General features: G+C 71.3%; 23 protein-coding genes. 9 read left to right on the forward strand and 14 right to left on the reverse strand.

Annotated features, from left to right (window positions below; all coding sequences use genetic code 11):
• Positions 1 to 102 precede the first annotated feature (102 nt).
• From ACSNN8_RS15870 to ACSNN8_RS15905, 8 genes are all read right to left on the reverse strand, one after another.
• Positions 103 to 1,326 carry a hypothetical protein gene (locus tag ACSNN8_RS15870; RefSeq protein ID WP_436649962.1) on the reverse strand — a complete coding sequence of 408 codons (1,224 nt, stop codon included), beginning with the start codon at positions 1,324 to 1,326 and terminating at the stop codon, positions 103 to 105.
• A complete protein-coding gene (locus tag ACSNN8_RS15875; protein WP_436649963.1) occupies positions 1,272 to 1,688 on the reverse strand; it encodes a hypothetical protein in 417 nt (138 codons plus the stop codon). The genes ACSNN8_RS15870 and ACSNN8_RS15875 overlap by 55 nt, the downstream gene beginning before the upstream one ends.
• Positions 1,689 to 1,798: 110 nt before the next feature.
• On the reverse strand, positions 1,799 to 2,965 hold the full coding sequence (gene rhaI, locus ACSNN8_RS15880) for an L-rhamnose isomerase (protein ID WP_436649964.1): 1,167 nt from the start codon (positions 2,963 to 2,965) through the stop codon (positions 1,799 to 1,801).
• Positions 2,962 to 3,294: an L-rhamnose mutarotase gene (locus ACSNN8_RS15885; RefSeq protein ID WP_436649966.1), complete on the reverse strand. Its 333-nt coding sequence runs from the start codon at positions 3,292 to 3,294 to the stop codon at positions 2,962 to 2,964. The genes rhaI and ACSNN8_RS15885 overlap by 4 nt, the downstream gene beginning before the upstream one ends.
• 19 nt (positions 3,295 to 3,313) lie before the next feature.
• Entirely contained in the window at positions 3,314 to 4,393 is a 1,080-nt protein-coding gene (gene rhaS, locus ACSNN8_RS15890) for a rhamnose ABC transporter substrate-binding protein (protein ID WP_436649967.1), read from the reverse strand.
• A gap of 21 nt (positions 4,394 to 4,414) precedes the next feature.
• A complete protein-coding gene (locus ACSNN8_RS15895; RefSeq protein ID WP_436649968.1) occupies positions 4,415 to 5,401 on the reverse strand; it encodes an ABC transporter permease in 987 nt (328 codons plus the stop codon).
• A complete protein-coding gene (locus ACSNN8_RS15900; RefSeq protein WP_436649969.1) occupies positions 5,394 to 6,359 on the reverse strand; it encodes an ABC transporter permease in 966 nt (321 codons plus the stop codon). Before ACSNN8_RS15900 ends, ACSNN8_RS15895 begins: the two co-directional genes overlap by 8 nt.
• Positions 6,360 to 6,412: 53 nt before the next feature.
• A complete protein-coding gene (locus ACSNN8_RS15905) occupies positions 6,413 to 8,155 on the reverse strand; it encodes a sugar ABC transporter ATP-binding protein (RefSeq protein ID WP_436649970.1) in 1,743 nt (580 codons plus the stop codon).
• 188 nt (positions 8,156 to 8,343) lie between these two features.
• Here ACSNN8_RS15905 and ACSNN8_RS15910 point away from each other — a divergent pair, with 188 nt between their 5' ends.
• The gene (locus tag ACSNN8_RS15910; RefSeq protein WP_436649971.1) at positions 8,344 to 9,378 is read left to right on the forward strand and encodes a LacI family DNA-binding transcriptional regulator; all 1,035 of its coding nucleotides are present in this window, start codon (positions 8,344 to 8,346) and stop codon (positions 9,376 to 9,378) included.
• Positions 9,379 to 9,485: 107 nt separating this feature from the next.
• Positions 9,486 to 10,400: an IS5 family transposase gene (locus ACSNN8_RS15915; RefSeq protein ID WP_436649972.1), complete on the forward strand. Its 915-nt coding sequence runs from the start codon at positions 9,486 to 9,488 to the stop codon at positions 10,398 to 10,400.
• Positions 10,401 to 10,447: 47 nt separating this feature from the next.
• On the opposite strand, the gene ACSNN8_RS15920 is transcribed toward ACSNN8_RS15915, so the two are convergent.
• From ACSNN8_RS15920 to ACSNN8_RS15935, 4 genes are read right to left on the reverse strand one after another with little or no spacing between them, the layout of a single operon-like run.
• Positions 10,448 to 10,855, reverse strand: coding sequence for a roadblock/LC7 domain-containing protein (locus tag ACSNN8_RS15920; RefSeq protein ID WP_436649973.1), 408 nt, complete (start codon positions 10,853 to 10,855; stop codon positions 10,448 to 10,450).
• 34 nt (positions 10,856 to 10,889) lie between these two features.
• Positions 10,890 to 11,510 carry a hypothetical protein gene (locus ACSNN8_RS15925; protein ID WP_436649975.1) on the reverse strand — a complete coding sequence of 207 codons (621 nt, stop codon included), beginning with the start codon at positions 11,508 to 11,510 and terminating at the stop codon, positions 10,890 to 10,892.
• Entirely contained in the window at positions 11,510 to 11,956 is a 447-nt protein-coding gene (locus ACSNN8_RS15930) for a hypothetical protein (RefSeq protein WP_436649976.1), read from the reverse strand. The genes ACSNN8_RS15925 and ACSNN8_RS15930 overlap by 1 nt, the downstream gene beginning before the upstream one ends.
• Entirely contained in the window at positions 11,953 to 12,324 is a 372-nt protein-coding gene (locus tag ACSNN8_RS15935) for a hypothetical protein (RefSeq protein ID WP_436649977.1), read from the reverse strand. The genes ACSNN8_RS15930 and ACSNN8_RS15935 overlap by 4 nt, the downstream gene beginning before the upstream one ends.
• A 378-nt stretch (positions 12,325 to 12,702) precedes the next feature.
• Here ACSNN8_RS15935 and ACSNN8_RS15940 point away from each other — a divergent pair, with 378 nt between their 5' ends.
• The 7 genes from ACSNN8_RS15940 to ACSNN8_RS15970 are packed head-to-tail and all read left to right on the forward strand — an operon-like array spanning position 12,703 to position 20,910.
• Positions 12,703 to 14,733, forward strand: coding sequence for a bifunctional aldolase/short-chain dehydrogenase (locus ACSNN8_RS15940; RefSeq protein ID WP_436649978.1), 2,031 nt, complete (start codon positions 12,703 to 12,705; stop codon positions 14,731 to 14,733).
• A complete protein-coding gene (locus ACSNN8_RS15945; RefSeq protein WP_436649979.1) occupies positions 14,730 to 16,067 on the forward strand; it encodes a rhamnulokinase in 1,338 nt (445 codons plus the stop codon). Before ACSNN8_RS15940 ends, ACSNN8_RS15945 begins: the two co-directional genes overlap by 4 nt.
• Before the next feature lie 3 nt (positions 16,068 to 16,070).
• Complete coding sequence (locus ACSNN8_RS15950; protein ID WP_436649980.1) at positions 16,071 to 16,853, forward strand: (Fe-S)-binding protein; 783 nt, start codon at positions 16,071 to 16,073, stop codon at positions 16,851 to 16,853.
• Complete coding sequence (locus tag ACSNN8_RS15955) at positions 16,850 to 18,280, forward strand: lactate utilization protein B (RefSeq protein WP_436649981.1); 1,431 nt, start codon at positions 16,850 to 16,852, stop codon at positions 18,278 to 18,280. The genes ACSNN8_RS15950 and ACSNN8_RS15955 overlap by 4 nt, the downstream gene beginning before the upstream one ends.
• Positions 18,277 to 18,876, forward strand: coding sequence for a LutC/YkgG family protein (locus ACSNN8_RS15960; protein ID WP_436649983.1), 600 nt, complete (start codon positions 18,277 to 18,279; stop codon positions 18,874 to 18,876). The genes ACSNN8_RS15955 and ACSNN8_RS15960 overlap by 4 nt, the downstream gene beginning before the upstream one ends.
• On the forward strand, positions 18,873 to 20,288 hold the full coding sequence (locus tag ACSNN8_RS15965) for an arabinose isomerase (protein WP_436649984.1): 1,416 nt from the start codon (positions 18,873 to 18,875) through the stop codon (positions 20,286 to 20,288). Before ACSNN8_RS15960 ends, ACSNN8_RS15965 begins: the two co-directional genes overlap by 4 nt.
• A 58-nt stretch (positions 20,289 to 20,346) precedes the next feature.
• Complete coding sequence (locus tag ACSNN8_RS15970) at positions 20,347 to 20,910, forward strand: DUF1707 SHOCT-like domain-containing protein (RefSeq protein WP_436649985.1); 564 nt, start codon at positions 20,347 to 20,349, stop codon at positions 20,908 to 20,910.
• On the opposite strand, the gene ACSNN8_RS15975 is transcribed toward ACSNN8_RS15970, so the two are convergent.
• Both ACSNN8_RS15975 and ACSNN8_RS15980 read right to left on the reverse strand, forming a co-directional pair.
• The gene (locus ACSNN8_RS15975; protein WP_436649986.1) at positions 20,889 to 21,611 is read right to left on the reverse strand and encodes a LamG-like jellyroll fold domain-containing protein; all 723 of its coding nucleotides are present in this window, start codon (positions 21,609 to 21,611) and stop codon (positions 20,889 to 20,891) included. The genes ACSNN8_RS15970 and ACSNN8_RS15975 overlap by 22 nt on opposite strands.
• Positions 21,612 to 21,701: 90 nt before the next feature.
• The gene (locus ACSNN8_RS15980) at positions 21,702 to 22,181 is read right to left on the reverse strand and encodes an NUDIX hydrolase (RefSeq protein ID WP_436649987.1); all 480 of its coding nucleotides are present in this window, start codon (positions 22,179 to 22,181) and stop codon (positions 21,702 to 21,704) included.

Consider the following 22,181-nt stretch of genomic DNA (forward strand, 5'->3'; position numbering starts at 1 on the left):
TATCGCGTGCGTTAAGCGCAGTTGGTCCGTTGCCGGAGCGGCCGGCCCCCTGACGTCCCGACGCTGACGCCAGGGGGCCGGCCGTGGTGCGGTGCGGGTGTTTCAGGAGCCGTCGGAGACGTAGACCGCGTAGGTGGTGGCGTCGGTGTCGGTGCCGTCCGCCTTGTGGCCGGTCACGGTCAATATGTGGGACTCGTAGTCGTTCCCCAGCGTGTAGGTGACGGACGCGGTCCCGGTCCAGCCGATCCCCGCGCGGGACCAGTCGTACGTGCTGTAGACGTCGACCTTGTTGTCCCGCACGTCGAAGGGCGCCATCCGCAGCTCCGACTCGGTGCCGTCCGCGCCCACGCTCGTGACCTGCACGTCGTTGTAGCCCCACGAGCTCGGCGTGTACGTGACCGTCGCGGTGCCGTCGGGACCGGCCGCGATCGTCTCCTGGTCGGCGCCGTTCAGCGAGAAGCGGTACGAGGCGACGCCCGGCAGCCCGGGGGAGAAGGTGAACGTCACCGGCCGGCCGACGGTGCCGCTGCCCGCGGGCGTCTGCGTGACCACGGGACCGGACCAGATGCCGAACGTGTACGTGGTGGCGGGCGATCGCGTGCCGTCCGACAGCAGCGCCTGGACGACCACGGTGTTGTCGCCCGCGTGCTCCGGCGTGACGGTGATCGAAGCGTACGGGTTGCCCTCGCTGGACACGGTCTTCTCCGCACCGCCGTCGAACCGGTACGCGAACCCGGTCAGGTTCGGCAGCCGGCTCTCCAGCTCGATGCCGAGCGGCACGCCGACCCCGTCCCGGCGCGGCGAGTAGCTCAGCTCGTGGGCGTACGCGGTCGGGCGCGTGTCGATGACGTTGAACTGGTGGTCGGCCTCCATCGAGGTGGAACCGTCCGCTCCGACCGACCGGACCGTCATCGAGTGCCAGCCCGGCGTCGCCGTCCAGGGCAGCACGGCGGTGTCGTCGTCCGCCGCCGGGATGGTTTTCCACTCGTCGTCGAGGTTGTACTCGTAGGCGACGACATCGCTGTTGTGCGGGACGGCCGGAAGCCGGACCTCCGCGGCGTTTCCGAGCTGGTAACCGAATGCGGTCGTCCCGGGCTTCGAAGCGGTGAACGCGATCGTGCTCGGCAGGCCGACGCCGTTCATGGTGACCGCGGCGTACGGTGCCGTCTCGGCGACCTGGAACTCGTATTCACGCTCGGGCCCCCGGTTGCCCGCAGCGTCGACGGATGCGACGCGGAGCTTGTTGTGGAAACGCAGCTGCGGGGTGTACTTCAGGATCGCCTTGCCGCCGGGACGCTTGGTTGCGACCTGCCCGGAGTACCCCACGGTGTCGCTCCAGGCGAACGCGACGACGTCCCGGTGCCGTAGTAGTCGCGGAACTCGCGCCGCTGCGCGGGGTCGTCGGCCGGCCAGATCGCGTACGTCACGGTCGGGCTGTCGCCCTCGTCGGCGTCCGCGGCGGTGGCTTTGAAGGATGTCGTCTGCGCGGCCGGTGACGGCTTGAGGCTCTTCTCGTGCCGGCCCAGCGCCGCGTTGAGCGTGGGCACCATGTCGAAGCCCAGGTAGCTCGGGCAGGGCGAGATGCCGGGACCCCGCTGGGCACTCAGCAGCTTCTCGAGCTCGGCCGGTGAGCGCAGCCAGGTCGTGTCCGCCCTGACCGGGCTGGTCCGCCACACCTCGATGGTCACCGGGGCATCCTCCCGCGGCGGCGCTTGGATCGGCGCCGAGCGGGCGTCATCGTAGCGGCGCGGCGGTCCCCCGGGGGGCGTCCACAGGGGACCGCTAGCCGCGCCGGTGGTCAGGCGCCCCAGCCGGCCTGGGTGCCGCCCACGCGCTCGGCGATGATCTTCTCGTCGTAGCCGCTGCGCTTGTAGGCGGCGATCGGGTCCGGGTCGAGGCCGGCGTCCGCGCGCACCTCGGCGAGCAGGGGGCGTACGTCGGTGTTGTAGGCGTCCATGAACACCGCGTTCGCCTCGAGCACGTCGCCGGAGGCCTGCGCCCGGGACAGCGCGTCGCGGTCGACCAGCAGCGCCTTGGCGGTCGCCTCCTGGACGTTCATCACCGACCGGATGATGGCCGGGATCTTGCGCTCGATGTTGTGGCACTGGTCGAGCATGAACGCGATGCCGTACGCGGGGTCCAGCGCATCCGCGCGCACGATCTCGTACATGATGCGGAACAGCTGGAACGGGTCCGCGGCGCCCACCATGAGGTCGTCGTCGGCGTAGAAGCGGCTGTTGAAGTCGAACGCGCCGAGCCTGCCCTGGCGCAGCAGGAACGCCACGATGAACTCGATGTTCGTGCCGGGCGCGTGGTGGCCGGTGTCGATGCAGACGGTGGCCCGCTCGCCGAGCTCGATGCAGTGCGCGTACGAGGTTCCCCAGTCCGGCACGTCGGTGGCGTAGAAGGCCGGCTCGAACAGCTTGTACTCCAGCAGGATCCGCTGGTCGCCGGTGAGCCGGTCGTACGCCTCGCGCAGCGCAGCCGCCAGCCGGTCCTGCCGGCTGCGCAGGTCGTCCTGGCCGGGGTAGTTGATGCCGTCCGAGAACCACAGCTTGAGATCGCGCGAGCCGGTCTGGCCCATGATCTCGATGGCCTCGAGCAGGTGGTCGGTGGCCTTGCGCCGGATGCCCGCGTCGGGGTTGGTGACCGAGCCCAGCTTGTAGTCGTCGTCCTGGAACACGTTGGTGTTGATCGCGCCGATCTCGACGCCGAGGTCCCGGGCGTACGAGGTCAGGGCCGCGTAGTCGGCCACCTTGTCCCACGGGATGTGCAGCGCCACGGTGGGGGCCACGCCCGTGAAGCGGTGCACCGTCGCGGCGTCCGCGATCTTCTCCTCGGGGTTGCGGGGCACCCCGGGCTGGGTGAAGACCTTGAAGCGGGTGCCGGAGTTGGCGTAGGCCCACGACGGGGTCTCGATGCGCTGGGCCGTCAGGGCGCGCTTGACGGCGGCGAGGTCGGTCATGACGACTCCTGTGAATCCTCGGAAAGGTGGAACACCTCGGTGAGCAGCGGGAACCCCTTGTCGTTCGGCCCGCCGCCGGCGAAGAACTCCGCCATCTCGGCCTGCCACCTGGTGTTGACGTCCAGCGCCGCCATTGCCGCCTGGGACGCCTCGAGATCGTCCGCCTCGACGTAGCCGATCAGCAGCCCGTCGTCGCGGAGGAAGAGCGAGTAGTTGCGCCAGCCGGTGGCCCGGAGTGCGTCCTGCATCTCGGGCCACACGGCCTGGTGCCGCTCCACGTACTCCGCCATCCGCTCGGGGCGGACCTGAAGCTGGAAGCAGTAGCGCATGTCGCTGACTACCCGCGACCTAGAAGTTGAACTGGTCGATGTTGGACTTGGTGAACTCGGTCGGCGGGCCGAGCACGATCTCGCCGTTCGCGGCGATCGTGTACTCGCCGAGCTTGCCGGCCTTGAACTTCTCGCCCTCGGCGCCGGTGATCTGGCCGGAGGCCATGGCCGCGCCCGCGTACGCGGCGAGGTAGCCGATGTCGGCCGGGTTCCACAGCGCGAACTTGGCGACCGTGCCGTCCTTGACGTACTCGCGCATCTGGTTCGGCAGGCCCAGGCCGGTCACCGCGACCTTGCCCTTGTAGCTGGACGAGCTGATGTAGCGCGCGGCCGCCGCGATGCCGACGGTGGTCGGCGCGACGATGACCTTGAGGTTCGGGTACGACTGCAGCAGGCCCTGCGCCTCCTGGAACGACTTCTGGTCGTCGTCGTTGCCGTACGCGACCTTGACCAGCTTGAGCTTCGAGTAGTCGGGCTTGGCCAGCTCCTTCTTCATGACCTCGATCCACGAGTTCTGGTTCGTGGCGTTCGGGGTCGCGGAGAGCACGGCGATCTCACCGCCGTTGCTGCCGGCCTGCTCCAGCGCCATCTTCGCCAGCGACTCGCCGATGCCCTGCGTGGTGGCCTGGTTGATGAACGCGTCGCGGCAGTCCTTGCTGGCGTCCGAGTCGAAGGTGATGACCTTGATCTTCGCGGCGCGGGCCTGGTTGAGCGACGGGCAGACCGCGTTCGGGTCGTTGGCGGCCACCACGATGACGTCCTGCTGCTGCTGGATCAGCGTGTTGATGTAGGAGACCTGCGACGAGGCGGACGCGTCGTTCGGGCCGACCAGCTTGTACTCGCCCTTGAGCTCGCCGACGGCCACCTTGCCGCCGCCGGTCTCGACGTCGGAGTAGGGGTTGTTGAGCTGCTTCGGCAGGAAGGCGATCTTCAGGCCTTCCTTGACCTGCGCGTTGGGGTCGGCGGCCGCGGCGGACTGCCCGCTGCCCCCGCCGGTGTTCGACGAGCTCTCCTTGGTGGTGCCGCCGCAGGCGGTCAGACCGGCGACGAGCAGTGCTGCCGAAGTGACGGAAAGTAGTGTACGGGGGGAGCGAAGCACGGCGTACTCCAATCTCGGGGGTTATCGCGCGGCTGCGGCTTGCCGCAGTTTCCGGCGTTGCCAGTTGCCGCGTACGGCGGTGGTGACGTTGGGAAGCAGGACGGAGAGCACGAGCAGCGAGCCCGTGACGATGTTGAGCGCCTGCCCGGAGACGTCCTCCAGGCGCAGCGCGTTCTGCAGCGCGGTCAGCAGCACCACGCCGGCCAGCACGCCGGGCAGGCTGCCCTTGCCGCCGAAGATCGAGACGCCGCCCAGCAGGACGGCCGCGACGACGGCGAGCTCGAGGCCCGAGCCGTTGTCGGCCCGGGCGCTGGAGTAGCGCAGCGTCCACAGCACGCCGACCAGGCCGGCGACCGCGCCGCTCACGACGTACAGCCAGAACTTGGTCCGCGCCACCCGGATGCCGGAGAAGTGCGCGGCCTTGTCGTTCGCGCCGATCGCGTAGAGCGCGCGTCCGAACGGCGTCGCGTGCTGCACCACCCCGAAGATCAGGGCGAGCACCACGATGAGGATCAGGACGTTGGGCACCGCGCCGCCACCGATCGTGCCGGTGACCCAGCCGGTGTAGTTCCACGGGAAGTCGGCCACCGCGCCGTCGCCGAGCACCACGAAGGCGAGACCGCGGTAGAGCGCGAGCGTGCCGATGGTGACCGCCAGCGACGGCAGCCCCAGCGTGGTGATCAGGAAGCCGTTGACCACGCCGCAGACCGCGCCGATCAGCACGCAGATCGGGATGATCGTCTCGATCGACAGGCCCTGGTTCCACAGCCAGCCCATCATCGAGCTGGTCAGGCCGAGCGTGCTGGCCACCGACAGGTCGATCTCGCCGGTCACGATGATCATCGTCATCGGCAGCGCGATCAGGATGATCGGCAGCAGGTCGAGCACCATGAAGGTGAAGTTGCGGCTCGTCCCGAAGTTGTCCACGGTGACCGACGCGATGATCAGCACCACGACCGTGAGCGCCAGGATGATGCTGTCCCAGCTGGTCAGCAGCTTCTTAGACATGCGCGTCCCTCTTTCGCAGCGAGCGGGCGATGCGCACGGCGACCAGGCGGTCGGCGCAGATGGCCAGGATGATCAGCGCGCCGACGATGGCCTGCTGCCAGAACTGGTTGATGTCGAGCACCGCGAGGGCGCTGCCGATCACCGTGAGCAGCAGCGCGCCGAGCGCCGCGCCCCACACCGTGCCGCTGCCGCCGAAGACCGCCACCCCGCCGACCACGACCGCGGCCACGACGTTGAGCTCCATACCCGTGCCGGCCGCGGCGTCGACCGTGCCGAACCGGGCCGCGTACAGCACGCCCGCGAGCCCGGCGAGCGCGCCGCTGAGCACGAACGCGCCGAGCAGGTTGCGGGCGACCCTGATGCCGGCGAGCTCGGCGGCGGCAGGGCTCGAGCCCATCGCGTACAGCTCCCGGCCGACCCGGTAGTTGCGCATCAGCAGCGACCCGGCGCCGACCACGATCAGCGCGATCAGCACCAGCCACGGGATGCCGAGGATGCTGTCGTTCGCGAACGTCAGGAAGTGCCGGGGCAGCTCGTCGGCGTTGACCTGCGAGCCGCCGGCCCACGAGTACGTGACGCCGCGGTAGATGTAGAGCGTGCCCAGCGTGACCACCAGCGCGGGCACCTTGCCGTAGCGCACCAGCACGCCGTTGACCAGGCCGGCGACCGCGCCGACCCCGAGGCCGACGAGCAGCGCCACGATCATCGGCATGCCCTGGTTGTCGCTCATCAGCGTGGCGACGGTGAAGGCGCTGAGGCCGAGCACCGAGCCCACGCTCAGGTCGATGTTGCGGGTGATCACCACGACCGCCTGGCCCGTCGCCATCACCGCGAGGATCGCCGTGTTGAGCAGGTTGTCGCGGATGCTCTGGCCGGACAGGAAGCGCGGGTTGTCGATCGCCGTGTAGGCGACCAGCAGCGCCAGCGCCAGCACGATGCCGAGCTCGCGGGTCCTCAACAGGCCGGCTATCGCTGGTCGCTTCTGTGCAGGTGCTTTGATCGACGCCGCCGTCATGCTGCAACCTCCTGTCCCATGGCCGCGTACATCACGGACTCCTCGGTCGCCTCGGCGCGGGTGAGCCGGGCGGCGACGCGGCCCTCGCGCAGCACCACGATCCGGTCGGCCATGCCCAGCACCTCGGGCAGCTCCGACGAGACCATGACGACCGCGAGGCCGTCGGCGGCCAGCGACGACATCAGCCGGTGCACCTCGGCCTTGGTGCCGACGTCGATGCCGCGGGTCGGCTCGTCGACGATCAGCAGCTTCGGACCGGTGGCCAGCCACTTGGCGAGCACGACCTTCTGCTGGTTGCCGCCCGACAGCGTGCCGACCGCGTCGCTGAGCCGGCCCAGCTTGGTCTGCAGCTTGCGGGTCCACGTCTCGGCGGCCTCGCGCTCGCTGCCGCCGAACAGCAGACCCAGCCGGGCCAGCTTGCGGGCGCGCGGCAGCGTCACGTTGCGCTCGATCGACAACTCCATGACCAGGCCCTGCTGACGGCGGTCCTCCGGGACGAGCGCCATGCCGGCCGCCATCGCGGCGCGCGGCGACCCCTTGCGCAGGCGCCGGCCGTGCATCTTGACAGACCCTTGGTCGTACGGGTCCACGCCGAACACGGCCTGCATGACCTCGGAGCGCCCCGCGCCGACCAGCCCGGCCAGCGCGACGATCTCGCCCGCGCGGACGGTGAACGAGACGTCGCGGAAGACGCCCTCGCGGCTCAGCCCCTCGACCTCGAGCACCACGTCCCCGGGCTCGACGTCCTGCTTGGGGAAGAGCGCGCTGAGGTCGCGTCCCACCATCCTGCGGATCATGTCGTCGACGCTGAGGTCCGCGACCAGCTCGGTCGCGACGTGCCGGCCGTCCCGCATGATCGTCACCCGCTGGCAGAGCGCGGTGATCTCCTCGAACCGGTGCGAGATGAACATGATCGCGGCGCCCTCGTCGCGCAGCGACCGCACCACCGAGAACAGCCGCTCCACCTCGACGGCCGACAGCGCGGCGGTGGGCTCGTCCATGACGAGCACTCGCGCCTCCGCCGACAGCGCCTTGGCGATCTCGACGAGCTGCTGGTCGGCGATCGACAGCCCGCGCGCGGGCCGGGTCGGGTCGAGCGGAACGCCCAGCCGCCGGAAGAGCCGCTCGGCGTTGGCGTGCATGACCTTGCGGTCGATCTGGCGGAGCTTGGTCAGCGGCTGGTTGCCCATCGCGATGTTCTCGGCCACGGACAGGTCGGGAAACAGCGTCGGCTCCTGATAGATCACCGCGATGCCCGCCGCCTTGGCGTCGGCCGGCCCGGCGAACTCCACGTCCGCCCCGTCGACCCGCAGCGTGCCCGTGTCCGGCCGATGCACCCCGGCGAGCATCTTCACGATCGTCGACTTGCCGGCCCCGTTCTCCCCGACGAGCGCGTGCGCCTCACCCGGGTAGAGCGGAAAGCTGACCCCTTGCACGGCCGCCACCGCCCCGAACGACTTGGAAACGTCCCTGACCTCGAGCCGCGCCTGCCGCCCCCCGCCCGCCTGCGGTCCGTTGTCGGCGGCCGACGCCGCGGTCCCGGCCGGCCGGCTGCGACGCGCGGGCGGCTGCTCTGCGGTCCCGGCCGGCTGGGTGCGGCGCTCGGCCGACTCGCGGGCCGACTCGCGGGCCGGCTCCTCCGGGAACGCGACGGGCCGGTGCGCGTCCCGTTCGGGCTGGTCGGGTGCGTGCTCGCGCCGGTCCGGCCGGTCGTCGGGCCGGGCGTTCTCCTCCGCCACGGACCACCTCCACGTGGGACTGGAAATCGGCTTTGAAATGTTTCAGCGACAGTACGACGAACGTAGGTGGCCCCGATCACACGTGTCAAGCGTTGTACCGAAACGTTGTGGAAACACGGACGTCGCGTCGGCGCCGCGTACCGTAGGATGCGGCTTCAACGTTTCAACGCGGGGCTCGGGAGGTCGGAGTGCTCAACGGCAGGACGCCGTCCGTCAAGGACGTGGCAGCGGCCGCCGGCGTCTCGCTGGGCACCGTGTCGAACGTGATGAACCGGCCCGAGGTGGTCAGCTCCCGCACCCGCGAGCGGGTCGAGCGGGCCATGGCCGAGCTGGGCTTCGTCCGCAACGAGTCGGCCCGTCAGCTCCGCGCCGGCACGAGCCGCACCCTGGCGTACGTGATGCTCGACGGCACCAACCCGTTCTTCCACGACGTGGCGCAGGGTATCGAGCTGGCCGCCGAGGACGCCGACCTGTCGCTGTTCATCTGCAACAGCAACAGCCGTTCCTCCCGCGAGGAGCTGCACCTCGATCGCCTTCTGCAGCAACGGGTCCAGGGCATCCTGATCACCCCGGTCGACCCCGCCGCGCCGCACCTCGACGAGCTGTCGCGCCGCGGCGTGCCGCTGGTCATCGTCGACCGGGTGCGCGGGGCCGACAGCTGCTGCTCGGTGGCCGTCGACGACGTGCTGGGCGGGCGCATCGCGGTGGAGCACCTGGCCGAGCAGGGCCACACGCGGGTCGCCTTCATCGGCGGGCCCGAGACCCTGGGCCAGGTGGGGGAGCGGTTGCTGGGCGCGCGCGAGATCTGGGAGGCGCTCGGCCGCGACCCGGAGGACCTGGTCCACCTGCCCACCGAGACGCTGTCCGTCGCGGAAGGACGGTCGGCGGGGGAGCGGCTCGCCGGGCTTCCCGCGCGGCGCCGGCCCACGGCGGCCTTCTGCGCCAACGACCTGCTGGCGCTGGGGCTGTTGCAGCAGAGCATCGGGGCGGGGCTGCGGGTGCCGGACGACCTGGCGATCGTCGGGTTCGACGACATCGAATTCGCGGCGGCGGCGGCCGTACCGCTGACCTCCGTACGGCAGCCGCGGCAGGAGCTGGGCCGGGCCGCGGCGCAGTTGGTGCTCGACGAGGCCACCAACCCGCAGCACCGGCACCAGCAGCTGCAGTTCACGCCGGAGCTGGTGGCCCGCGCCTCGACGATCAGCCGCGGCCGCTACCACTAAGTCGTGTTTCGTAGGCGTCGATGTCGCGGCGTGGCGGTGGTCGATAACAGACGAGGTCTCCGGTATTTGGTTTAGCGACCAAGCCAAAACTTCACACCGGAGACCTCGTGCCGAGCGTAGCGGCAGCGAGGCGACCCGACCTGACCGACATGCAGTGGGCGACGCTTGAGGCGTTGCGGCCAGCGGGAACGGGTCGTGATCGGCCGCGCAAGTGGACCATGAGAGTGATCATCGACGGGATCCGGTGGCGGGTCCGGACCGGCTCGCCCTGGCGTGACGTCCCGGCGGTGTATCCGCCGTGGCAAACCCTGTATCGCTGGTTTCGCCGCTGGCAACGCGACGGTGTCTGGGCACAGATCCTGGCTGGGTTGCAGACCCGGGCGGACGCAGCCGGATTGATCGGGTGGAGCGTGAGCGTGGATTCCACGATCAGCCGCGCCCATCAGCACGCCGCCGGAGCCCGCCGCGACGGCGACCAGCAGAAGGAACCGCCTGGCGGCCGGCAAACCGAACCGGCCGATCACGGACTCGGCCGATCCCGCGGCGGCTGGACCACCAAGACTCCTTTGGCCTGCGAACAAGGCCGCAAACTGATGGCCGCGGTAGTGACCGCCGGGCAACGCGGCGACAGCCCACAGTTCATCACCGTGCTGGCCAAACTGCGGGTGGCCCGCGCCGGTGCCGGCCGCCCTCGAACCCGTCCCGACCTGGTGCTGGCCGACAAGGCCTACACCTCCCAGGCCAACCGAGCCCACCTGCGCTCACGCGGCATCATCGCCTGCATCCCCAGCAAGAGCGACCAGGACTCCCACCGCAAAGCCCAAGGATCCAAAGGCGGGCGGCCGCCCGCCTTCGACCCCCAGCTCTACCGCCTGCGTCACGCGGTCGAGTGCGGCATCAACCAGCTCAAACAACACCGCGCCATGGCCACCAGGTACGACAAGCCCGCCGTGCGCTACGAAGCCACCCTCACGATCGCCGCTATCAACCAATGGCTTCGAGCCCTACGAAACACGACCTAGTCGCGCCCGGGTGGACGTCCGGTCAGCCGCGGCCGGCCGGTGAGCGGTCAGCTGAAGTAGCCGGAGTCCACGGTCTGGATTTTGAGCAGGCCGGCCAGGCGGGCCGTCACGGGGCGGGCCTCCAGGTGCAGCCGGGCGATGTTCAGGCCGCTGTCGCCGATCACCGCGAGCAGGGCCAGCTCGCCCACCGCGTACACCGACAGGTAGCCGCCCTGGTTGCGGATCGTCACCTCCTGGAAGCCGCCCTGCTGGAGGGCCGCGCCGCAGGTGCGGCTGATGCCGTGGGCCCCGGCTGCCAGCGCCGCGATGTCGTGCGGCTCGGGGCCCGAGGCGGTGTCGTGCAGGATCAGCAGGCCGTCGACGCCGGCGATGACGCAGCCGCGGACCCCGGTGACCTGGTGGCGCAGCGAGGCCAGCTCGGCACGGACGGCCTGGTAGGGATCGGAGGGATGCACGAGGTTCTCCAGGGAGTGGGAGCGGCGGAGGGGGTCAGAGCCGGCGCAGGCCGACCAGCACGCGGCCGAGGATGTCGTCGTCGGTCGCGTACGGGCGGCCCAGCAGGTCGAGCAGTTCGGAGGTCCGGTCCGTCTCGGGCGGGTCGAAGCTGCTCCGCCGGGGGAGCAGTCCTTCAGGGGTGTCGGGGACCCGCACGGACGCGCCGAGTTCGACGGTGCCGCCCAGGTCGCGCGGGATGAGGTCGAGGTCGAGCGACGTGCCGCCGCCGGGAGCGGGCGCGGGGCGCGACGGCTCGATCTGCTTGGCGTACGAGGTCAGGATCGAACCGAACTCGCGCCGGGCCATCGCGAGGTTCGCGCCGGCCCGGCGCAGCGTCAGGTGGGCGACGAGCGGCGCCTCCGCACCGACCAGCCGGACGACGTGGAACGCGTCCGCGCTGGTGAGCAGGATGTCACCGAGCTCGTCGCCGCCGTTGCCGTCGAGCAGCACCAGACCGGCCGCCGCCGTGGCGAGCGTGACGGCGGCGGCGGACTCCTGTTCGGTCGGCGGGGTCTCACCCGCCCACCAGAGCACGTTGGCGCCGTCGGGGTCGAGCAGAGACACCGCGTGGGCGCCGGGGATGCCCAGCGCCTCCGTCAGCGGCGGCACGGTCATCAGCTGAGGCCGGCGTCCAGCTGCTTCATCACGAGGCGGGCCTGCGTGAGGATCATGCCCGTGTTCGCGGTCTTGCGGCAGACGACGACCGCGACGATCTCCTGGTTGGCGCTGCGCAGGAACACGTGCGCGTACGAGTCGCTCTGCGCCAGGAACTCCTGGAACCAGTGGCGGTCGTCGAGCACGCCGTAGCGGGCCTTGAAGATGTCCTCGATCATCATCACGTTGCGACCCTGGAACAGGTCGAACGTGGCGGCGGCCAGCAGGTCCAGCACCTCGCCGGGGTGCTCGTCGAGCGTGTCGGCGGCCAGCAGCATGCCGGTGGACATGTCGACCAGTCCGGCGCCGACGCACTCGGGCACCTGGGCGCGGAACTGCTTGACGGCGTCGCCGATCAGCTGGGTCGTGCTCCGGATGCCGAGTCCGGTCTCGTCGACGGCCGTCATACGTCGAGCTCGCTTTCGATCTTGCGGAGCTGGTGGCGGGCCAGGCCGAGGTTGGCGCGGCTCTTGTTCAGGGCGAGGTAGAGGAAGAACGCCTCGTTGCCGCGGCCCTGCAGCAGCCGGATCAGGTGGTACTGCGAGTCGAGCGTGATCAGGATGTCCTCGACGCTGTCGGGCAGGCCGAGCATCTCGAGCGTGCGCACCTTGGCCCGGATCACGTCGGTGTTGCCGGCGGCGGCGACGTTCATGTCCATGTTGAGGCCGCCACCCATGACACCCAGCGTCAGGCCGCTGGTGTAGTCGACGAGGGCCACGCCGATGGCGCCCTCGATGGTCATGGCTTCCTTCAGCGAAGTCTCGATGTTCGCCACTTGCTCCTCCTCCTCGCGCCGTCACAGGCGGTCACGAGCTCGGGACCCGTGCGGGTTGTCGGCGCCAACAGTGGCACGCACGCGTTCCGGTGACACCCGCGAGAAGGGGGAATCCCCGCAGGTCAGGCCGAAGATCGTGAACGCATGATCGGATGACCCTGAGCGGGGTCCCCCGAATGGCGCGCAGGGCACCGATTTGTCGGATGGACAGGGTGCGGGCACCGCCTCCAAACCGACGCAGGAGCAACGTTTCATCGACGTCGGCGTCTTGACCGGGGCAGCTACAGGGCCGTAATCTGTCGGCAACGTCTGAAACGTTTCACGTAATCGTGGTCTCACGGACAACCCCGGCGATGACACCCCCCGGCGAAGGACACCATGACGAATCCCGCAGTGCGTGAGCTTCTGGAGCGCAGCAACCGGCTCGGCGCCGACCCGCGCAACACCAACTACGCCGGGGGCAACACCTCGGCCAAGGGCACCGAGACCGACCCGGTCACCGGCGAGCCGGCCGACCTGGTGTGGGTCAAGGGCTCCGGCGGCGACCTCGGCACGCTGACCGAGAAGGGCCTGGCCGTGCTCCGCCTCGACCGGCTGCGGGCGCTCACCCGCACCTATCCGGGCGTCGAGCGCGAGGACGAGATGGTCGCCGCGTTCGACTACTGCCTGCACGGGCGGGGCGGCGCGGCCCCGTCGATCGACACCGCGATGCACGGCCTCGTGGACGTCGCGCACGTCGACCACCTGCACCCCGACTCGGGCATCGCGATCGCGACCGCGGCCGACGGGCCGGCGCTGACCAAGGAGATCTTCGGCGACCGGGTGCTCTGGGTGCCGTGGCGGCGCCCGGGCTTCCAGCTCGGCCTCGACATCGCCGCCGTGCAGAAGGCCAACCCGCAGGCCATCGGCGTCATCCTCGGTGGGCACGGCATCACCGCGTGGGGCGCCACCAGCGAGGAGTGCGAGCGCAACTCGGTCGAGATCATCCAGACGGCCGCCGAATACCTGAGCAGGAACGGCAAGGCACAGCCGTTCGGGGCGCAGGTCACGACGACGCTGCCGGAGGAGGAGCGCCGGACGAGAGCTGCCGCCCTGTTCCCGGTCCTCCGCGGCCTGGCCTCGACCGACCGCGCCCAGGTCGGCCACTACACCGACTCCGAGGTCGTGCTCGACTTCGTGAACAGCGAGCGGGTCCGGGAGCTCGCGCAGAAGGGCACCTCCTGCCCCGACCACTTCCTGCGCACCAAGGTCAAGCCGATGGTGCTCGACACCGCGCCCGACGCGCCGCTCGACGAGGTCGTCGCCCGCGCCAAGGAGCTGCACGAGGCGTACCGCGAGGACTACCGCGCCTACTACGACCGGCACGCGACCGCGGACAGCCCGGCGATCCGCGGCGCCGACCCGGCCATCGTGCTGGTGCCAGGCGTCGGCATGTTCTCGTTCGGCGCCAACAAGCAGACCGCGCGCGTCGCGGGCGAGTTCTACGTCAACGCGATCAACGTGATGCGCGGCGCCGAGTCGGTGTCGACGTACGCGCCGATCGACGAGGCCGAGAAGTTCCGCATCGAGTACTGGGCGCTCGAGGAGGCCAAGCTCCAGCGCATGCCGAAGCCCAAGCCGCTGGCGACCCGGATCGCGTACGTGACCGGCGGTGGCTCGGGCATCGGTCGCGCGATCGCGTTGCGGCTCGCCGCCGAGGGCGCCTGCGTGGTCGTCGCCGACCGCGACGCGGAGGCGGCGGAGAAGACGGCCAAGGAGATCGGCGGCAGCGACGTCGCGCTGGCCACGACGGTCGACGTGACCAGCGCCGAGGCGATCACCGCGTCGCTGCGGGAAGCCGTGCTGGCCTTCGGCGGCGTCGACCTGGTCGTCAACAACGCCGGCCTGTCGATCTCCAAGCCGCTGCTGGAGACCACCGAACAGGACTGGGACCTGCAGCACGACGTGATGGCCAAGGGCTCGTTCCTGGTGTCGCGCGAGACGGCCCGCATCCTGGTGGCGCAGGGCCTGGGCGGCGACATCATCTACATCTCCAGCAAGAACTCGATCTTCGCCGGCCCGAACAACGTCGCCTACGGCGCCACCAAGGCCGACCAGGCCCACCAGGTGCGCCTGCTGGCGGCCGAGCTGGGGGCCCACGGCGTACGGGTCAACGGCATCAACCCCGACGGCGTGGTCCGCGGGTCGGGCATCTTCGCGGGCGGCTGGGGCGCCAAGCGGGCCGCCGTCTACGGCGTGCCCGAGGAGAAGCTGGGCGAGTACTACGCGCAGCGCACGCTGCTCAAGCGCGAGGTGCTGCCCGAGCACGTGGCCAACGCGGTCTTCGCGCTCACCGGCGGCGACCTGACCCACACGACCGGCCTGCACATCCCGGTGGACGCCGGGGTGGCGGCGGCCTTCCTGCGATGACGACCTTCGCCGCGGTCGACCTCGGCGCGTCCAGCGGACGTGTCATGGCCGGCCGCGTCGGCCCGGGCACGGTCGAGCTGACCGAGACGCACCGGTTCGCGAACGAGCCGGTGCGCGCGGGCGGCACCCTGCACTGGGACATCCTCGCGCTTCACCGCGGGGTGCTGGAGGGCCTGCGCCGGGCCGGCCCGGTCGACAGCATCGGCATCGACTCGTGGGCGGTCGACTACGGCCTGCTCGACGCGGCGGGCGCGCTGCTGGGCAACCCCGTGCACTACCGCGACGGCCGCACCGAGGGCGTACGCCTCGGGATCGGCGACGAGAAGCTGTACGAGATCACCGGCCTGCAGAAGCTGCCGTTCAACACGATCTACCAGCTCGCCGCCGCCCGGGACACGCCGCAGTTCGAGATCGCGCAGCGGCTGCTGCTGATCCCCGACCTGCTCGCGTACTGGCTCACCGGCGAGACCGGCGCCGAGTACACCAACGCGTCGACGACCGGCCTGCTCGACGTGCGTACGCGGGACTGGTCCGCGCCCCTGATCGCCGAGCTCGGGCTGCGGCCGTCGCTGCTGCCGCCGATCCGCCGGCCGGGCGAGGTGATCGGCGAGCACAAGGGCACCAAGGTAGTGGCCGTCGGGTCGCACGACACGGCCTCGGCGGTGGTGGGCGTGCCGGCGGCGGGCGAGCACTTCGCGTACATCTCCTGCGGCACCTGGTCGCTGGTGGGTCTCGAGCTGCCGGCGCCGGTGCTCAGCGCGGAGTCGCGCCGGGCCAACTTCACCAACGAGGGCGGCGTCGACGGCACGATCCGCTATCTGCGCAACGTGATGGGGCTCTGGCCGCTGCAGGAGTGCATGCGCGAGTGGGGCTCGCCCGACATCGGCGAGCTGCTGCGGCAGGCGTCGCGCGAGACGCCGGTGGTGGTCGACCTCGACGACCCGGGCTTCCTGCCGCCCGGCGACATGGCCCAGCGGGTGGCGAAGGCGGCCGGCCTGCCCCCGGACGCGAGCCCGGCCAAGCTGACCAGGTGCATCGTGGACAGCCTGGCGGTGGCCCACAAGCGCGCGGTCGAGCAGGCGCAGGAGCTGTCCGGGCGGCACGTGGACGCGGTGCACATCGTCGGCGGCGGCGCCCGCAACGAGCTGCTGTGCCAGCTCACCGCGGACGCGTGCGGGCTGCCGGTGCTGGCCGGCCCGGTCGAGGCCACCGCGCTGGGCAACGTGCTGGTGCAGGCGCGGGCGGCCGGCGTGATCGGCGGCGACCTGGCGGCGCTGCGCACCGTCCTGCGCGACACTCAGCGGGTGGTGCGCTACGACCCCGTACGGAGGTAGCTCATGCGCATAGCGTTGTTCGCCACCTGCCTGGCCGACACGATGTTCCCCGCCGCGGCGAAGGCGACCGTCCAGCTGCTGGAGCGGCTCGGCCACGAGGTGGTCTTCCCCGAGGAGCAGACCTGCTGCGGCCAGATGCACGTCAACACCGGCTATCAGAAAGACGCAGTTCCCCTCGTACGCCGATACGTGCGCACCTTCGAGCCGTACGACGTGATCGTGGCGCCGTCGGGCAGCTGCGTCGGCTCGGTGCGGCACCAGCACGCGATGGTGGCGGCGGGAGCGGGCCGCCCGGGGCTGGCCGCGCACGCCGAGGCCGTCGCGAGCCGCACGTACGAGCTGTCCGAGCTGCTCATCGACGTGCTCAAGGTCGAGGACGTGGGCGCGTACTACCCGCACCGGGTCACCTACCACCCGACCTGCCACTCGCTGCGGATCCTGCGCGTCGGCGACCGGCCGCTGCGGCTGCTGCGCCACGTGCGCGGGCTCGACCTGGTGGAGCTGCCCGCGGCCGAGCAGTGCTGCGGCTTCGGCGGCACGTTCGCGGTGAAGAACGCGGACACCTCGACCGCGATGCTCGCCGACAAGATGCGCCACGTGCTCAGCACCGGCGCCGACGTCTGCACGGCCGGCGACGCGTCCTGCCTCATGCACATCGGCGGCGGCCTGTCCCGGCTGCGCACCGGCGTCCGCACCGTGCACCTGGCGGAGATCCTGGCCTCGACGGAGGCGACCGCGGCGACCCCGCCGATCGAGCGCCCGACGATGACGGAGGGGCGGCCATGACGCCGACGTTCCTGGGCATGCCGGCGCGCGCGCCCCGCGGGGTGGGACATCTGCGCGGCGACGAGCCGTTCCCCGCGGCGGCCAAGAAGGCGCTCGACAACCCGCAGCTGCGGCGCAACCTGCAGCACGCGACGACGACGATCCGGGGCAAGTCCGGCGGGGTGATCGCGGAGCTGCCCGACTGGCAGGAGCTGCGCTCGGCCGGGTCGGCGCTCAAGGCGTACACGATGGCGAACCTGCCCCGGCTGCTCGAGCAGCTCGAGCGCAACGTCACGGCCGCGGGCGGTGTGGTGCACTGGGCGGCGGACGCCGAGGAGGCCAACCGGATCGTCACCGACCTGGTCAGGGCGACCGGCGAGCAGCGGGTCATCAAGGTCAAGTCGATGGCGACGCAGGAGATCGGGCTCAACGAGGCGCTCGAGGAGGCGGGCATCACGCCGGTCGAGACCGACCTCGCGGAGCTCATCGTCCAGCTCGGCGACGACAAGCCCTCACACATCCTGGTGCCGGCCATCCACCGCAACCGCTCGGAGATCCGCGAGATCTTCCTGCGCGCGATGCCCGGCGTCGACCCGGCGCTGACCGACGACCCGCCGGTGCTGGCCGGGGCGGCGCGGCGCTACCTGCGCGAGACGTTCCTGCAGACCAGGGTCGCGGTCTCCGGCGCCAACTTCGGCGTCGCCGAGACCGGGACGCTGGCGGTGGTCGAGTCCGAGGGCAACGGGCGGATGTGCCTGACGCTGCCGGAAACGCTGATCACCGTGATGGGCATCGAGAAGGTCGTGCCGGCGTGGCAGGACCTCGAGGTGTTCCTGCAGCTGCTGCCGCGCGCGTCGACCGGCGAGCGGATGAACCCGTACACGTCGATGTGGACCGGGGTGACGCCCGGCGACGGGCCGCAGAACTTCCACCTGGTGCTGCTCGACAACGGGCGTACGGCGGTGCTCGCCGACGAGGTGGGCCGGCAGGCGCTGCACTGCATCCGCTGCTCGGCCTGCCTCAACGTGTGCCCGGTATACGAGCGCACGGGCGGGCACGCGTACGGCTCGGTCTATCCCGGCCCGATCGGCGCAGTGCTGTCGCCGCAGCTCACCGGCGTCGAGGACAACGCTTCGCTGCCGTACGCCTCGTCGCTGTGCGGCGCCTGCTTCGACGCGTGCCCGGTGAAGATCGACATCCCGTCGATCCTCGTGCACCTGCGCAACCAGGCCCCGCACCCGCGCGCCGAGCGGACGGCGATGGCCGCGGCGGCGTACACGATGGACCACCCGCGGTTGTACGAGCGGGCGCAGCGCGCGGCCAAGCTGTCGCGCATCCTCGGCCGGCGCGGGCGGGGGCTGCCGCCGCCGCTGAACGGCTGGGCCGCGAGCCGCGACCTGCCCGAACCGCCGGAGGAGTCGTTCCGCGACTGGTGGCGAGGACGATGAGCAGCAAGGAGCTGATCCTGAGCCGCATCCGGCAGGCGCTCGGCACCGACCCGGGCGCGCCGGATATTCCGCGGGCGTATCGGCGCGGGCCGGCGGCGGTCGACCTCGACCTGCTGGTGGAGCGGCTCGTGGACTACAAGGCTGTCGTCCACCGCACTCCGGACATCCCGTCCGTGATCGCCGAGATCATCGGTGCCGGTTCACTGGTCGTACCGCCGGGTCTGCCTCAGGAATGGCTGCCGCCCGACGTGCCGGCGCGGGTCGACGACGGGCTGACCGCGGACGAGATCGCGGCGGCCGACGGCGTGGTCACGGCGGCCGCGGTGGCCGTGGTGGAGACCGGCACGATCGTGCTCGACGCGTCGCCCGACCAGGGCCGGCGCATCCTCTCGCTGCTGCCCGACCTGCACATCTGCGTGCTGCGCGCCGACCAGGTGGTGGCGTCGGTGCCCGAGGCGGTGGCCCGGCTGACCCCCGGCCGCCCGCTCACCTGGATCAGCGGCCCGTCCGCGACCAGCGACATCGAGCTCAACCGGGTCGAGGGCGTGCACGGCCCCCGCAACCTCCACATCGTCCTGGTCGAGGAGACGGCATGATCCTGGAACCCAAACCGCGCCGGAAGATCCGCATCGGGCTGGTGGCGGGCGGCCTCGGCACGTACTGGCCGCAGTTCCCCCACCTGCTGCCGCAGCTGCAGGAGTCCGCGCGCTACGTGTCCGAGCGCTTTCAGGAGATGGACGCCGAGGTCACCGACGTCGGCTTCATCTCCGACGCCCAGGAGGGCGCGGCGGCCGCCGAGAAGCTGCGGCAGGCCGACTGCGACCTCATCGTGCTGTTTCTGACGACCTATCTGACTTCGTCGATGGTGCTGCCGATCGCGCAGCGGGCGAACAGCCCGGTGCTGGTCATCGACCTGCAGCCCACCGAGAAGATGGACCACGCCTCGTTCGACACCGGCTCGTGGCTGGCGTACTGCGGGCAGTGCCCGGTGCCCGAGGTGGGCAACCTGTTCCGGCGGGCCGGCATCCCGTTCCGGTCGGTCACCGGCTGGCTGCGCCAGGAGTCGGCGTGGACCCGCATCTCGCGGTGGATCACGGCGGCCCGCGTCCGCGCGGCCCTGCGCGAGGCCCGGCACGGCCTCATGGGTCACCTCTACCCCGGCATGCTCGACGTCTCGACCGACCTCACGCTGCTTCCCACGACGTTCGGCTCGCACGTCGAGGTGCTCGAGTTCGACGACCTGCGGGAGCGCACGCTCGCCGTCACCGACGCCGAGGTCGCCGAGCGGATGGACCTGGCCCGCAAGATCTTCGTGCTGGACGACACGGTCAACGAGGAGGACTTCGCCTGGGGCGCGCGGGTGTCGGTGGGCCTCGACCGGCTCGCCGACGACTTCGAGCTCGACAGCCTCGCCTACTACCACCGCGGTCTGGCGGGCGAGCAGCACGAGCGGCTCGGCGCGGGCATGATCCTGGGCGCGTCGCTGCTGACCGCGCGCGGCATCCCGGCCACCGGCGAGTACGAGCTGCGCACGACCGTGGCCCAGCTGGCCACCCAGGTGGCCGGCGCGGGCGGGTCGTTCTGCGAGATCCAGGCGCTCAACTTCGAGGACGACGTGGTCGAGATGGGCCACGACGGGCCGGCCCACCTCGCGGTCAGCTCCAAGCAGCCGCTGCTGCGCGGGCTCGGCGTCTATCACGGCAAGCGCGGCTGGGGAGTGTCGGTCGAATTCGACGTACGGCCCGGGCCGGTCACGCTGCTCGGGCTGGGCCAGGACCGCGACGGCTCGCTGTCGTTCATCGCCGGCGAGGGCACCGTGGTCGAGGGGCCGCTGCTCGCGATCGGCAACACGACCAGCCGGGTGGACTTCGGCCGCGACCCCGGCGAGTGGGTCGACGAGTGGAGCGCCTCGGGCGTCGGGCACCACTGGTCGCTGTCGCTCGGGCACCGCGCCGCCGACTACCGGGCCGCGGCCTCGCTGCTCGGCATCGACTTCCGCCAGGTCTGATCCGCCCCGGGACGCGCGGGTGGCCCATGTGGACAGTGGGCGCAGGTAGGCTGCCCGCGTGACCTCACCGATGCGGGTGCCGCCGTCCGACCCCGAGCGCGAACACGCCGCGGAACTGCTGCAGAAGGCGTGCGGCGACGGCCGGCTGACGCTCGAGCAGTTCAGCGCGCGGGTCGGGCTGGTGTGGGCCGCCGAGGACGCCGACGAGCTGGCCCGCGCCACCGACGGGCTGGGGCAGCCGCCGATCGTCGGCTCGGCCGCCACCGTCGACCGGGTCGTCACGGTCTTCAGCGAGAACAAGCGGCAGGGCCGCTGGCGGCTGCGCTCCCCGCGGCTCACGGTGCGCACGCTGTTCGGCTCGACCGAGCTCGACCTGCGCGAGGTGCTCACCGACCAGGACGTCATCGAGATCGCCGGCAGCTGCACGTTCGGCGAGCTCAAGGTGATCGTGCCGGAGGGCGTCGAGGTCGACCTGACCGGCGCCGTCGCGTTCTCGTCCCGCAAGATGCACCTGGCCGCCGTCCCGCGCCTGGCCGGCACGCCCGAGGTGCGCATCCACCTGACGTCGTGGTTCAGCAACGTCGAGGTGGTGTCGCGCCCCTACACGCTCCCGCCGGCCTGACCGATCTCCACCCAGACGTCGTCGAGCATGCCCTGGAACTGGTCGTTGTCGGCGTACGAGCCCTTGCCCCCGATGCTGAACGGGCGGACGTTGCTCACCGACAGGTCGGCCGGCAGCGCGGCCCGGCCGCGGACCACCCCGTCGACCAGCAGGCTCAGCTGGGCGCCCCGGCGCCGGCACTCGAGCGTGTGCCAGCGGTCGTCGGCGACCCCGACGCTGCTGATCGCGGCGTGGATGCCGGGGCTGCGGTCGTCGACCAGCACGCAGCTGGGCCGCCCGGCCAGCCCGTCGACCTGCAGCTTGTACTGGCTGCCCCGCACGGAGTAGCCCTTCTGCATCACGTTCTCGCCCTTGGTGGTCTGGTCGGCGGCCAGGCGCACCGACGCGCCGTACCGCAGCGGCCTGCGGCCGGGGTTCAGCTCGGTCGTGGTCGCCGCCCGCAGCGCGATCCGCGGGCACGGCTCCTTCCGGCAGGGCGGCGGGAACACCAGGGCCCTGCCACCGCCCTCCCGTGCGGCGGTGGCGGAGGCGCCTCCGTAGCGGCTCACCGGCGTGAGGTCGTGGCCGTGCCCCGAGACGTCGGCGAGCACCGCGGGCCCGTCGAAGGTGTAACGGACCGCCATCGTGGTCGCCGCCCCCGCGGGCGCGGCGAAACCCGCGGGAAGCATCATCGATGCGGCAAGGACCAGGCTCCGGAACACCGGTTCACCCGAACGACGCGCGACGGACATGCTGACAGATACGCACGCCGAGTCAACGCGCCACCCGCCCCGAGGATGCGCCGGTCCTGATCACACCGGCCGCGAGCCGAACCACGGCGTGCTGCCCTCCGCCAGCGCCAGCGACAGGCAACGGGCCTGGTGCGGCGGCAGCGGGGGCATGTCGGCCGGGTCGAACCAGCCCACCTCGACCGACTCGTCGTCGTTGACGCGAGCCTCGCCCCCGGCGTGCCGGCACAGCAGGCCGATCGAGAGCCAGTGCACCTGGTCGCCGTTCGGGGCGACCGCCAGGTCGAGCGCCTCCACGGCGAGCAGACGCTCCACAGTGACCTCGACGCCGGTCTCCTCGCGCACCTCGCGCGCCGCGCCCGCGGCGGGCTGCTCGCCGGGCTCGAGGCAGCCGGTGGTGAGCGCCCAGGCGGAGGTGTCGGAGCGGCGCACCATCAACACGCGGGACCGGTCGTCGAGCACGACCGCCACCACCCCGGAGAGCGGCAGCGGGTCGTGCCCGATCTTGGCGCGCAGCGCGAGGACGAAGTCGGGGACCGGCAT

Origin of the sequence: Actinoplanes sp. URMC 104, from assembly GCF_051386375.1 — a bacterium.
Taxonomy (GTDB): Bacteria; Actinomycetota; Actinomycetes; order Mycobacteriales; family Micromonosporaceae; genus Actinoplanes.